Annotated in this window: 12 protein-coding genes; 7 read left to right on the top strand and 5 right to left on the bottom strand. The window is 66.1% G+C overall.

Translation table 11 applies throughout. The annotated features are described in order from the left end of the window. Positions 1–43: 43 nt before the first annotated feature. Entirely contained in the window at positions 44–622 is a 579-nt protein-coding gene (locus tag MKK62_RS03250; protein ID WP_240262434.1) for a TetR/AcrR family transcriptional regulator, read from the bottom strand. Positions 623–717: 95 nt separating this feature from the next. Here MKK62_RS03250 and MKK62_RS03245 point away from each other — a divergent pair, with 95 nt between their 5' ends. Next, entirely contained in the window at positions 718–1,182 is a 465-nt protein-coding gene (locus MKK62_RS03245) for a DUF1772 domain-containing protein (RefSeq protein WP_240262435.1), read from the top strand. On the opposite strand, the gene metG is transcribed toward MKK62_RS03245, so the two are convergent. Then, entirely contained in the window at positions 1,179–2,726 is a 1,548-nt protein-coding gene (gene metG, locus MKK62_RS03240; RefSeq protein ID WP_240262436.1) for a methionine--tRNA ligase, read from the bottom strand. The genes MKK62_RS03245 and metG overlap by 4 nt on opposite strands. Positions 2,727–2,746: 20 nt before the next feature. On the opposite strand from metG, the gene MKK62_RS03235 reads away from it, so the two are divergent. The 5 genes from MKK62_RS03235 (at position 2,747) to MKK62_RS03215 (ending at position 8,668) form a co-directional block, all read left to right on the top strand. Next, a complete protein-coding gene (locus MKK62_RS03235) occupies positions 2,747–3,592 on the top strand; it encodes a TatD family hydrolase (RefSeq protein ID WP_240262437.1) in 846 nt (281 codons plus the stop codon). A gap of 132 nt (positions 3,593–3,724) precedes the next feature. Continuing rightward, positions 3,725–4,852: a resuscitation-promoting factor gene (locus tag MKK62_RS03230; RefSeq protein ID WP_240262438.1), complete on the top strand. Its 1,128-nt coding sequence runs from the start codon at positions 3,725–3,727 to the stop codon at positions 4,850–4,852. Further along, positions 4,816–5,760: a 16S rRNA (adenine(1518)-N(6)/adenine(1519)-N(6))-dimethyltransferase RsmA gene (gene rsmA, locus MKK62_RS03225; protein WP_434085020.1), complete on the top strand. Its 945-nt coding sequence runs from the start codon at positions 4,816–4,818 to the stop codon at positions 5,758–5,760. Before MKK62_RS03230 ends, rsmA begins: the two co-directional genes overlap by 37 nt. Positions 5,761–5,783: 23 nt before the next feature. After that, complete coding sequence (locus MKK62_RS03220) at positions 5,784–6,737, top strand: 4-(cytidine 5'-diphospho)-2-C-methyl-D-erythritol kinase (protein ID WP_240262439.1); 954 nt, start codon at positions 5,784–5,786, stop codon at positions 6,735–6,737. A gap of 296 nt (positions 6,738–7,033) precedes the next feature. Continuing rightward, the gene (locus tag MKK62_RS03215; RefSeq protein WP_240262440.1) at positions 7,034–8,668 is read left to right on the top strand and encodes a fatty acyl-AMP ligase; all 1,635 of its coding nucleotides are present in this window, start codon (positions 7,034–7,036) and stop codon (positions 8,666–8,668) included. A gap of 26 nt (positions 8,669–8,694) precedes the next feature. Here the strand turns inward: MKK62_RS03215 and MKK62_RS03210 are convergent, their stop codons facing one another. Further along, a complete protein-coding gene (locus tag MKK62_RS03210; RefSeq protein WP_240262441.1) occupies positions 8,695–9,951 on the bottom strand; it encodes an amidohydrolase family protein in 1,257 nt (418 codons plus the stop codon). 25 nt (positions 9,952–9,976) lie between these two features. Here MKK62_RS03210 and MKK62_RS03205 point away from each other — a divergent pair, with 25 nt between their 5' ends. Further along, positions 9,977–10,801, top strand: a complete 825-nt coding sequence (locus MKK62_RS03205) for an AraC family transcriptional regulator (RefSeq protein ID WP_240262442.1) — start codon at positions 9,977–9,979, stop codon at positions 10,799–10,801. 4 nt (positions 10,802–10,805) lie between these two features. Here MKK62_RS03205 and MKK62_RS03200 read toward each other — a convergent pair whose 3' ends face one another. Continuing rightward, positions 10,806–11,126, bottom strand: coding sequence for a DUF732 domain-containing protein (locus tag MKK62_RS03200; protein WP_240262443.1), 321 nt, complete (start codon positions 11,124–11,126; stop codon positions 10,806–10,808). A gap of 17 nt (positions 11,127–11,143) precedes the next feature. Then, positions 11,144–12,544, bottom strand: a complete 1,401-nt coding sequence (locus tag MKK62_RS03195) for a PPE family protein (RefSeq protein ID WP_240262444.1) — start codon at positions 12,542–12,544, stop codon at positions 11,144–11,146. Positions 12,545–12,551 lie beyond the last annotated feature (7 nt).

The following is a 12,551-nucleotide window of genomic DNA, read 5'->3' as shown; positions in this document are numbered from 1 at the left end:
TAGACACCCGCGGCGCTGTGGTTGTGACCGTGTGTGATCAGGCTCACTCGCTGTCGCAGATGTTGGCGATCAGGACGTCTACGCGTTGATCGTGAAAGTCGGGGCGCAGCCGCCCGCTGCGTTCGAGGGCGATCAGTCCGTGCAGGCCGGCCCACACCACCTCGGTCAACGTGTCGGCGTCGCGCGTGCCCGCGACCCCGTCGACCGCCGCGCGCAGCTCGTGAAAGGCAGCGTTCAGTTCGGCCGGGGTGTCCTCGGCGGCAAACGCGACGGTGGTCGCGCGAGTGAACATCGCGTCGAACAGCGCCGGGTTGTCGCGCCCAAACCCGATGAACGCGTGGGCAACTCGGGCCAGGGCGTCGGGACCGTCGGCGGCACCGGAACGAGCAGCGGCCAGCGTGTCGCTCAGCTCGGCGAACCCCTGAACGGCGACGGACGCGACGATGCCCTCCATGCCGGCGAAGTGCTTGTAGAGGACGGGCTGGCTGTATTCGATTTCGGCGGACAACCGGCGAGTGGTGACGGCCTCCCACCCCTCCTCTTCGGCGATCTTGCGTGCGGTGGAGGTGATCAACCGGCTACGGGCCGCCCGTTCGCGGGTGCGGCGGTCTTCGATGGCCATGCTTCGCATGTTAGCGCCGATACCGGGAATAGCAACGCTATTACCTCTGGTTAAAGGCAGGGTTAGCGCTGCTAACACCAACAGAGGAGGGCGTAATGGTCGAGAAATTGTTCGCGATGATCGCGGTGCTGGGCACCGCGGTGGTCTACGGCACGGATGTGTTCTGCGCGATGGTGCAGCGGCCCGCGTTGGCGCGGGTCGATGATCGGGCGTTGCTGTCGGTGATGGGCAATGTGCACCGCTACGGCGACCGGCGGATGCCGCTGCCCGGGGTAATCGGATTGGTGTCCGCGGGGACCAGTGTCGTGTTGGCCGCCGTATCCGGTCGCTGGCTGCATGCGGAGCTGGCCGGGGTTGCTTTCGGTCTGCTGCTGGTGTGGCTGGTGATCTACCTGCAGGTGAGCGCGCCGATCAATCGCCAGATGACTTCCGCCGCCGACGAGGCCGGTGCGGTCGTCGATGCCCGCGCGCTGCAACACGATTGGGACGCCGTCATCACGGCCAGAGCGACCATGCAAGGCCTGGCGGTCGCGGCACTGTGCGCGACGCTGTTGGTCTAGTCGACCTGATAACGCGGGAAGACGCCGGTGGGTGCCGGCAGCGTCGTGCCCGGCGCGAGCCGGGTGTTGACGGCGGCGAAGCTGCGTTGCTCCGGCGACTGGCCGAGCAGGTCGAGCAATTTGCCGGCCGAATCGGGCATCACCGGCTGAACCAGCAGCGCCGCGATGCGCACTACTTCGATCGTCACGTAAAGCACGGTCGCGAAGCGCGTCTGGTCGGCCTCGGATTCGCTCTTGCGCAGCACCCACGGCTCCTGGGCCGAGAAATATCTGTTCGCCGCACCGAGCATCAGCCAGATCGCCTCTAACGCCAGATGTATTGCCTGGCGGTCGAATTCGGCACGCACCCGCTCGAGCAGGCCGTCGGCGGCGGCCAACAGTTCGGTGTCCTCCGCGGTGAAGTCGCCGGGCGTCGGGACAACTCCGCCGAGGTTCTTGGCGATCATCGACAGCGAGCGTTGAGCCAAGTTGCCGAATTCGTTGGCCAGGTCGGCGTTGATCCGGGTGATGATCGCGTCTTCGCCGTAGCTGCCGTCTTGGCCGAAGGGAACTTCGCGGAGCAGGAAGTACCGCAGCTGGTCCAGGCCGAAGGTGTCGATCAGCGTGTTCGGGTCGACGATGTTGCCCACCGACTTGCTCATCTTCTCACCCTTGTTGAGCAGAAAGCCGTGAGCGAAAACCCGCTTCGGCAAAGCGATTCCGGCCGACATCAGAAACGCGGGCCAGTAGACGGTGTGGAACCGGATGATGTCCTTGCCGATCATGTGCAGGTCGGCGGGCCAATAGCGTTGGAAGGCATCGGATTCGGTGTCCGGGTAGCCGACCCCGGTCAGGTAGTTGGTCAATGCGTCCACCCAGACGTACATGACGTGGTCGGGATGGTCGGGGACTTTGACGCCCCAGTCGAACGAGGTGCGCGAGATGGACAGGTCCCGCAGTCCGCCGGAGACGAAGCTGACCACCTCGTTACGGCGGACTTCGGGCGCGATGAAGTCGGGATGAGAGTCATAGTGCTCCAACAACTTCTCGGTGTAGGCCGAGAGCCGAAAGAAGTAGGTCTGCTCCTCGGTCCAGGTGACCGGCGTGCCGGTTTCGATGGCGATCCGCTTGCCGTCGACCTCAGCGGTCTCGGATTCGACGAAGAACCGCTCGTCGCGCACCGAGTACCAACCCGAATACGTGTCCAAGTAGATGTCACCGGCGTCCTGCATCCGTCGCCAAATGGCCTTCGACGCCTCGTGGTGGTCGGCGTCGGTGGTGCGGATGAACCGGTCGAAAGAAATGTTCAGCTTGTTTTGCAGGCGCTGGAACACGTCGGAATTCCGCTTGGCCAGCTCGGCGGTCGGAATGCCCTCCGCGGCCGCGGTCTCGACCATCTTGAGGCCGTGTTCGTCGGTGCCGGTCAAGAAGCGGACGTCGTAACCGTCGAGTCGCTTGAAACGCGCGATCGCGTCGGTGGCGATGTACTCGTATGCGTGCCCGACGTGCGGGTCGCCATTCGGGTAAGTGATCGCGGTGGTGACGTAGTAGGGCGGCTTGCTCATCAGGGGTTCCACCTTATGGTGTGCGCGTGAGCTCCAAACGTCCGCCGCCGCCCCCTCCGCCGCCGCTGAGCCCGCTGATCGACGCGCACACCCACTTGGACGCGTGCGGCGCGACGGATGCCGACAGCGTGCACGCGATCGTCGATCGCGCAGCGGCGGTCGGCGTGGCCGCGGTAGTCACGATCGCCGACGACCTGGAGTCGGCGCGCTGGGCGACCCGGGCTGCCGACTGGGATGCGCGGGTGTACGCCGCGGTCGCGCTGCATCCCACTCGTGCCGACACGCTGACCGACGACGCTCGCGCCGACGTCGAGCGGCTCGCGGCCCACCCGAAGGTGGTGGCGATCGGTGAGACGGGCTTGGACCTGTACTGGCCGGGAAAGCTGGACGGCTGCGCAGACCCGGCCGTGCAGCGGGAAGCCTTCGCGTGGCACATCGACCTGGCCAAGCGGACGGGCAAACCGCTGATGATCCACAACCGGGACGCCGATGCCGAAGTGCTCGACGTGCTACGCGCCGAGGGCGCGCCGGAGACTGTGATCTTTCACTGCTTTTCTTCGGGCGAAGACCTGGCCCGCGCCTGCGCCGACGCCGGTTGGCTGATCAGCCTCTCCGGGACCGTCAGCTTCAAGAACGCTCGCGCGCTGCGTGACGCCGTCCCGCTGGTACCGACCGCACAACTGCTGGTAGAGACCGACGCGCCGTTCTTGACGCCGCACCCGTATCGCGGCGCGCCGAACGAGTCGTACTGCCTGCCGTACACCGCGCGCGCACTGGCCGATCTGATCGACCGGTCGGCCGAAGAGGTGGCGGAGATCACTACCGACAACGCGCGGCGGGCCTATGGCATGGGGTCCGAGGATTAAAACTCCGTTAATGTGGCCGCGGTCGAGTTGCCCTCGTTAGGGCTATTCGTTACCTTCTCGTTATCGAAAGCGGGGGCCGTAGCGGCCCCTTTTGGTTGTAACTCACGTGAATTAGGTCGGGATACACGCGCGTTGAACGTCATTACGAAACTCCATCAGGCTCCGTCGCCGGCTCTGCGCTTACTTGTTGCGGGACTCTTGTTGGTCTTGGCATTCGCCGGAGCCGTCGCAGTTGCCGACTACAAGACAGTGACGCTGAGCGTCGACGGCAACGCGATGACCGTGACGACGATGAAGTCGCGGGTGATCGACATCATCTCCGAGAACGGGTTCAAGGTCAGCGATCGCGACGACCTGTACCCCGCCGCCAAGGAGAAGGTCCACGACGCCGCCAACATCGTGCTGCGCCGCAGCCGGCCGCTGGAGATTTCGCTGGACGGCCAGAACACCAAGCAGGTCTGGACCACCGCGTCCACGGTTGACGAGGCGCTCGCCCAGCTCGCGATGACCGACACCGCCCCGGCGGCGGCCTCTCGTGGCAGCCGCGTGCCGCTGGCCGGCATGGCCCTGCCCGTGGTCAGCGCCAAGACCGTCGAACTCGACGACGGCGGACAGGTCCGCACCGTCCACTTGGCCGCGGCCCGGGTCGGCGATCTGCTGGCCGGCCTCGGCGTGCCGCTCGAGCAGAGCGACCACGTCACACCCAGCGCGAGCGCTCCGGTGATCGACGGCATGCACATCCAGGTGATCCGGTTTCGGATCGACAGGATCACCGAGCGGGTTCCGCTGGATCCGCCGCGGCGTCGCATCGAAGACCCGCAGATGAACATGAGCAAGGAGATCGTCGAGGACAAGGGCACCCCGGGCACGCAGGACATGACGTTCGCGGTCTCCAAGGTCAACGGCGTCGAGACCGGCCGCCTGCCCGTCGCCAGCCACGTCGTCACACCCGCCCGCGAGGCTGTCGTGCGGGTCGGCACCAAGCCGGGCACCGAGGTGCCGCCGGTAGCCAACGGCGAGATCTGGGACGCCATCTCGCGGTGCGAGGCCGGCGGAAACTGGGCGATCAACAGCGGGAACGGGTACTACGGCGGCGTGCAGTTCGACCAGAACACCTGGGAACGCAACGGCGGCTTGAGGTTTGCGCCACGTGCGGACCTGGCCAGCCGCGAAGAGCAGATCGCCGTCGCACAGGTGACGCAGTCCCGTCAGGGTTGGGGAGCGTGGCCGGTGTGCAGCGGTCGAGCGGGTGCGCGCTGACCATCCGGTTACTTGGGCGAACCGAGATCCGTCGGCTAGCCAAGGAACTCGAATTCCGGCCGCGTAAATCGCTGGGGCAGAACTTCGTCCACGACGCCAACACCGTCCGCCGGATCGTCACCGCGTCGGGCGTCAACCGCAACGACCACGTATTGGAGGTCGGTCCCGGCCTCGGTTCGCTCACCCTTGCGTTGCTGGACCGCGGATGCACCGTCAGCGCGATCGAGATCGATCCGGTGCTGGCCGAGCGGCTGCCGCAGACCGTGGCCGAGCATTCGAACAGCGAGGCTCAGCGGCTGACGGTGATCAACCGCGATGTGCTGTCCATCGGGCCTGGTGATCTCGCGTCCGAACCGACCGCGGTGGTGGCGAATCTGCCCTACAACGTCGCGGTCCCCGCGATTCTGCACCTGCTGGCGGAATTTCCGACGCTGCGAACGGTGATGGTGATGGTGCAGGCCGAAGTCGCCGAACGGCTCGCGGCTGAGCCGGGCGGCAAGGAGTACGGCGTTCCCAGCGTCAAAGTCCGTTTTCACGGGGAGGTTCGCCGGCACGGCACGGTGTCACCGACCGTGTTCTGGCCGATCCCGCGCGTCTATTCCGGTCTGGTGCGCATCGACCGCTACACCACCCCGCCGTGGCCGACTGACCCCTCGTTCCGTCAGCACGTGTTCAAACTCGTGGACATCGCATTTGCTCAGCGGCGCAAGACTTCTCGTAACGCATTCGTCGAGTGGGCCGGTTCGGGTAACGAATCAGCGAGCCGGCTGCTGGCCGCCAGCATCGACCCGTCTCGACGCGGTGAGACGTTGACCGTCGAAGAATTCGTCAGGCTGTACCAACGCTCGGGCGATACGGGCGACGCCACCCCCCGAGGCGAAGCCCCGCGGCACGCGCCGGCCAACTGACCGACTGGCGATAGTCTCGTTCGGTGCCGAGGGATCCAAGCACCGCAGCTCAGTGGGTGCCCACTGGTTCGGTGACGGTCCGCGCGCCCGGCAAGATCAACCTCTATCTGGCCGTCGGGGACTTGTTGACGACGGGCTACCACGAGCTGACGACGGTGTTTCACGCCGTGTCGCTGGTCGACGAGGTCACGGTCCGCAACGCCGACGTGCTGTCGCTCGAAATCACCGGCGAGGGTGCCGGCCAGCTGCCGCTCGACGAGCGCAACCTGGCGTGGCAGGCGGCCGAACTGATGGCCGAGCACGTCGGACGGGCGCCGGACGTGTCGATCACCATCGACAAACGGATTCCGGTGGCCGGTGGAATGGCCGGTGGCAGTGCGGACGCGGCGGCGGTGCTGGTGGCGCTCAACTCGCTGTGGGAGCTCGGCCTGCCCCGCCGCGACCTGCATACCTTGGCCGCCGAGCTGGGCAGTGACGTGCCGTTCGCCCTGCACGGGGGCACCGCGCTGGGCACCGGTCGCGGCGAAGAACTCGCTACGGTGTTGACCCGCAACACTTTTCACTGGGTGCTCGCGTTCGCCAAGGGCGGGTTGTCCACGCCGAAGGTATTCCGTGAGCTGGACAGGTTGCGTGAGGTCGGCGACCCGCCGCGGCTCGACGAGGCAGGCCCGGTGCTGGCCGCGCTGGCAGCCGGAAACCCGGAGCAGTTGGCCCCGCTGCTGGGCAACGAACTACAGCCGGCCGCGTTGAGCCTGAGTTCACCGCTGCGCCGGGTGCTGCGAGCCGGTGTGGAGGCCGGCGCATTGGCCGGCATCGTGTCGGGCTCGGGGCCGACGTGCGCATTTCTGTGCCAATCGGCGGCATCGGCCGTCGACGTGGGCACCGAATTGTCCGGCGCCGGCGTCTGCCGGACCGTCCGGGTCGCCAGCGGCCCGGTACATGGTCCCCGGGTGGTTCCCGCCCCCGCCGCGGGGTGACTGGAGGAGGCGACGAAGCGCCGAATCCACCGCACAGTTTGGCAGTTCCTTAAGGGGAGTTTAAGATTGTCGGCGGTGATGACTTCCGGTCGAGCAACGAGCCTGGTTTCTTCGCCCGCCGGTGCGGTCGGCGGGCGTGCCTTGCGCGACGTCGCGACCTTTCACGCGGTTACCGGGGCACCACCTATTCGAGATGAAATCGCTGCCCAATTGTGGGCGCGCGGCTATCCCAAAGTGTGCTTGAGCAGGAGCAACATTAAGGGCTGGACGATGGCGCCGGAACCGAGGAGGCAATCGTGAGCAGGTTTACCGACAACATGTTCCGCAACGCTCATGCGAGCTCGCGGGGCATGGTCACCGGCGAGCCGTACGAGCCCGTCCGGCACACCTGGCTCGAGGTGCACGAACGTGCCCGTCGCGTCGCCGGCGGACTGGCCGCCGCGGGCGTGGGCCACGGTGACGCGGTCGGCGTCCTGGCCGGATTCCCGGTCGAGATCGCCCCCACCGCACAGGCGCTGTGGATGCGTGGCGCCAGCCTGACGATGTTGCACCAGCCCACGCCGCGCACCGACCTCGCCGTGTGGGCCGAGGACACCATGAACGTGATCACGATGATCGAGGCGAACGCGGTGATCGTCTCCGAGCCCTTCCTCGTCGCCATCCCGGTGCTCGAAGAAAAAGGCATCAAGGTGCTCAAGATCGGCGACCTGCTCGAGTCCGAGCCGATCGACCCGGTCGAGACCGACGAGGACGATTTGGCGCTGATGCAGCTGACGTCCGGGTCGACCGGCTCGCCCAAGGCCGTTCAAATCACCCACCGCAACATCTACTCCAATGCCGAGGCGATGTTCATCGGCGCCCAGTACGACGTCGACAAGGACGTCATGGTCAGCTGGCTGCCCTGCTTCCACGACATGGGCATGGTGGGCTTCCTGACCATCCCGATGTACTTCGGCGCCGAGCTGGTCAAGGTCACGCCGATGGACTTCCTGCGCGACACGCTGCTGTGGGCCAAGCTGATCGACAAGTACGAGGGCACCATGACCGCTGCGCCGAACTTCGCGTATGCGCTGTTCGCCAAGCGGCTGCGAAAGCAGGCCGAGCCCGGCCAGTACGACCTGTCGACGTTGCGGTTCGCGCTGTCGGGCGCCGAGCCCGTCGATCCCGCCGACGTCGAGGACCTCCTCGATGCGGGCAAGGCCTTCGGGCTGAAGCCGTCGGCGATCCTGCCTGCCTATGGCATGGCGGAGACCACGCTGGCTGTGTCGTTCTCGGAGTGCAACGCGGGACTGGTGGTCGACGAGGTCGATGCCGACTTGCTGGCCGCGCTGCGCCGCGCCGTTCCGGCCAGCAAGGGCAACACCCGGCGGCTGGCCTCGCTCGGTCCGCTGCTGAAGGATCTCGAGGCGCGCGTCGTCGACGAGAACGGCAACGTGATGCCTGCCCGCGGTGTCGGGGTGATCGAGTTGCGTGGCGAATGCGTGACGCCCGGTTACATCACGATGGGCGGATTCCTGCCCGCACAGGACGAGCACGGCTGGTATGACACCGGCGATCTCGGTTACCTGATGGAAAACGGCCACATCGTGGTCTGCGGCCGCGTCAAGGACGTGATCATCATGGCCGGCCGCAACATCTACCCGACCGACATCGAGCGGGCCGCCGGCCGCGTCGAGGGTGTGCGCACCGGCTGCGCCGTCGCGGTGCGACTCGACGCCGGGCATTCGCGCGAAACCTTCGCTGTCGCAGTCGAATCCAATTCCTGGCAGGATCCCGCCGAGGTACGCCGCATCGAGCACCAGGTGGCCCATGAGGTCGTCACCGAGGTCGATGTGCGGCCGCGCAACGTCGTGGTGCTCGGCCCCGGCACCATTCCGAAGACGTCATCCGGCAAGCTGCGCCGGGCGAACTCGGTCACGCTGGTTACCTAACCGCGTCGAGCAGACAAGCGTCGGCGCTAGACGAGCTGCTTCTGCTCGTAGAGCCGCGCCCACTCTTTGCGCGATCGGATCGACACGTCGACGTCGGCGCCCTTGGCGCGCAAAGCCTTGACCGTGGCCTGTTCGCGCGGCGTGCGAGCGAACGGGTCCCAGCCGAAGAAGTTGCAGGCATTTTGCCAGGTGATCTTGTTGATGTCGGTGTCGTCGGCCCCTGCGCCCCGTAGCTCGGCCATCACCTGTTCGGGGGCATCCGGCCAAAAGCAGTCCGAGTGTGGGTAGTCGCACTCCCAGGCGATGATGTCGATGCCGATCTCGTGACGCAGCCTCAGCGACGTCTTGTCGGTGACGTAGCACGCCAACGAGTGTTCGCGGAACACCTCGCTGGGCAGTTGCGAGCCGAAGTCGCGGCGCAGCCATTTCTGGTTGGTGTAGTGCCGATCGCAGCGGTCGAGATAGAAAGGGATCCAACCGATTCCGCCCTCGGAAAAGGCGAATTTGAGGTCCGGGTAGTTGCGCATCGCCGGACCCCACAGCAGATCCTGCGCGCACATCGCCGAGACCTGGGTGGCCAGGATGATCATGTTGTCAATTGGCGCGTTGGGCGCCATGCTGATCGCCCCGAAGCCGGTGCCGATGTGCAGGCACATCACCACGTTCTCCTCGGATAGGGTGCGAAATACCGGGCCCCAGTAGTCGTCGTCGTGATAGCTCGGAAGTCCTTCCAGGTGCGGCAGTTCGGGCATCGTCACCGCGCGACAGCCCTTGGCCGCCACGCGGCGGATCTCGGCACACATACCCTCGGGAGTCCAGGTCGGCAGGATCGCGATCGAGATGAAGCGGTCCGGGTAGGAACCCGCCCACTCGTCGATGTGCCAGTCGTTGTACGCCGACACCATCACCAGCGTGACGTCTTCGCGGGTCATGTTGAGGTGACGGGCAGAGAAACCGGTGAAGGTCGGAAAGCACATCGACGCCAGGATGCCGTTGCGGTTCATGTCGCGGACTCGCTCGTGCACGTCGTAGACGCCCGGTCGCATCTCCGCGAAGCCCGCCGGGTCGCGACCCCACTCCTCGGCCGGCCACGACACCACGGCGTTGAGGCCACTGACGCCTTGCGGGCGGCCCTGGTACATCCACTGGTCGACGCCCTTGTCATCGGTCACAACGATCGGCGCCTCGTCCTTGAACTTCGCCGGCACATGGCGCCGGAACATGTCCGGCGGCTCTACGACGTGGTCGTCGATGCTGACCAGAATCAGGTCGTCGATATTCATGCCTCAACTAGTACCCTGGCCCCCGATGACCGTCTCCGCATCTTCGGCCAGACTTTTGTCTGAATCGGCCAAACTCGTCGAGTTGCGCCGCGGTGGCCGGGCCCGTGCCGGCAGCTACCTCTACGAAGGCAGCCAACTGATCACCGGGTGGCACTCCCACGATCTTCATCAGATCCAATACGCGATCGGTGGCGTGGTCGAGGTCGAGACGGCCACCGCGCACTATCTCCTTCCGCCGCAGCAGGCCGCCTGGATTCCGGTGGGCCTTGAACACCAGGCCACCATGACCGCAGAAGTCCGCAGCGTCGCGGTGATGTTCGATCCGCATCTGCTACCCGCGGTCGAAAGCCGGGCCCGGATCGTGGCGGTGTCGCCGGTGATCCGGCAGATGATGATCTATGCGCTGCGTTGGCCGATCGGGCGCCCAGACAGTGATCCGGTGTCGGACGGCTTCTTTCAGACCCTCGGCCACCTGGTATTCGAGGCGCTCGACCACGAGGCGCCGCTGAGCCTGCCTACCGCCGACAACGCGATAGTCGCTGCCGCAATGGAGTACACGAAGACGCACCTGTCTGACGTGACCGCGGCGGAGGTGAGCCGCGCGGTCGCGGTATCCGAGCGGACGCTGCGACGCCAATTCGACACCGAGGTCGGCATGTCGTGGCGGACTTACCTGCTGCATGCCCGCATGTTGCGCGCGATGGCGTTGCTGGTCAGCCCCGGCGGGTCGGTGCAAAAGACTGCCAGCGCAGTCGGTTTCGACAGCTTGAGTGCGTTCACTCGCGCGTTCACCAAGTTCTGCGGCGAGACCCCGTCGAGTTACCGGCAGCGAGCCGGCGTGACGGTGTAACGCGTCAGCTCTTCGAGAGTTGGTGCGGGCAATAGTATTTCGCGGAGATCATCGCGAAATCGGATGCGTCTTCCATATTGAAGCCCGGATTGCGGGCTTTCACGTCGTGGATCAGCTCCAACCCGGATTCGCCGCTGTTCAAGCATCCGCAAACCGATTTTCCGGCGCCGACGGCACCGTCCGGGTAGGGAAAATGAATGCCGACTTGGCGCAGCGCCCCCAAGAAGCCGGCGTCGTCGCCGGCGATATCGGGTGGATCACCGTAGGCCGGCGCCGCCAGAGCGATCGCAGCGAACACGCCCAGCGCGGCGAATGTCTTCTTCACGAGCAACCTCCTTTATTCTAAATATGTTCGGTCGGACTGACTTTCGCCCTGCCGCCCTTGGATAGGTGAACGGCATGGACCCCGGGCACCTTGGCCAGTTGCTCGAGCAGGCTGTCCAGCCCCTCTTGGTCGACGTGGTGATGCTGCACGCTCTCGGGTTTCTCCGAGATCTGTGCGACCATCCGTTTGAGCTGCTCGGGGGAGTGTTTGCCGTTGGAATCCTTGAGGTCTTTCAGTGGGGTGATCCGACCACGAACACCGTTGGCCGAAGCGACAGTTGGCGCGCCGGCGCCTACCGCGCTGCCGAGCATCCCGGCCATGGACATCGAGCTGAACAACCCGACCTCGCCAAGTGCGGTCGCCGGCACGGCCTGCGTCCCGGCGGCGGACAGCGCCCCGGCGACGGTTCTGACGGTCGGGGTGGCCGCCGCCCAACTCGGTGGGACGGACAGCTTCCCGACCAGGGTGCCGGTGTCTCCCATGCTGGCCGAGACGGAGCCAGTCAGCCATCCTCGGCCGTACCACGGGCCGAGCAGCCCACCACCCAGCCCCGCTTTCGGCGGCAGTCCGAAGCCGGGGGCCGGACTGAACTTGAGGAACTGCGATACCGGGAAGTTGGTGAGCAGGCCGATGTCGTTGAACTGCGTGCTGAACGAGACGGGCGCTTTGACCGCAGAGAACAGCGCCGAGTACGTCGACGCCCCGGAGGGGCCGAACAGGCTGTTCAGCAAGCCGTTGAGGGTGCTGGTGTAGTCGGTGCTCAGGTTGGCCAGCCATTGCAGCAGTGGCGAACCGGTGTATGTCGTGGCGTCCGCGACTGTTTGCGCGCTGGATCCGGCCTGGGTGGCAGCGGCTTGAGTCACGGCTGCCGATTGCGCCGCGTTACCCGCGCTGTTCGTGGTCGGTGGCGGTTCGGTGTAGGGCGTCAGCTTGGTGGCGGCCGCCGACGAGGCCGCGTAGGTATCCATCGCCAGGGCGTCCTGTGCCCACATCTCGCCGTACTGGGCCTCGGTGGCCGCGATCGCCGCGTTGTTCTGACCGATGATGTTGGTCGCGGCGAGCTGCGCCAATTGGAGACGGTTCGCGGCGATCTCAGCCGGCGGCACATGCGACGCGAATGCCGTCTCGTAGGCGCTGGCGGCGGCGCCGGCCTGGTCGGCGGTCTCGGCGGCCTGCGCCGCGGTGCTCTGCATCCAGGCCAGATAGGGGGCAACGGCGGCCGCCATGCTCAGCGACGTCGGGCCTAACCACGGCCCACTGGTCAGCGATGAGATCACCGACGAGTAAGAGACGGCCGCCTGCTGCAATTCGTTGGCGACCTCACCCCACGCGGCCGCGGCGGCCAACAAGGGCTGAGATCCCGCCCCGGTGTACATCCGGCCCGAGTTGATTTCTGGCGGAAACGCTGCATAGAACATGTCGGAA

The organism is Mycobacterium paraterrae (genome assembly GCF_022430545.2).
In the GTDB taxonomy this organism is placed as follows: domain Bacteria; phylum Actinomycetota; class Actinomycetes; order Mycobacteriales; family Mycobacteriaceae; genus Mycobacterium; species Mycobacterium paraterrae.
This window is presented reverse-complemented; position numbering and strand designations above follow the sequence as displayed.

Excerpts from the sequence above, each read along its gene's own strand:
- MKK62_RS03250 (WP_240262434.1), bottom strand. The coding sequence starts at position 622 with ATGGCCATCGAAGACCGCCGCACCCGCGAACGGGCGGCCCGTAGCCGG.
- MKK62_RS03245 (WP_240262435.1), top strand. The coding sequence starts at position 718 with ATGGTCGAGAAATTGTTCGCGATGATCGCGGTGCTGGGCACCGCGGTG.
- metG (WP_240262436.1), bottom strand. The coding sequence starts at position 2,726 with ATGAGCAAGCCGCCCTACTACGTCACCACCGCGATCACTTACCCGAAT.
- MKK62_RS03210 (WP_240262441.1), bottom strand. The coding sequence starts at position 9,951 with ATGAATATCGACGACCTGATTCTGGTCAGCATCGACGACCACGTCGTA.
- MKK62_RS03205 (WP_240262442.1), top strand. The coding sequence starts at position 9,977 with ATGACCGTCTCCGCATCTTCGGCCAGACTTTTGTCTGAATCGGCCAAA.
- MKK62_RS03195 (WP_240262444.1), bottom strand. The coding sequence starts at position 12,544 with ATGTTCTATGCAGCGTTTCCGCCAGAAATCAACTCGGGCCGGATGTAC.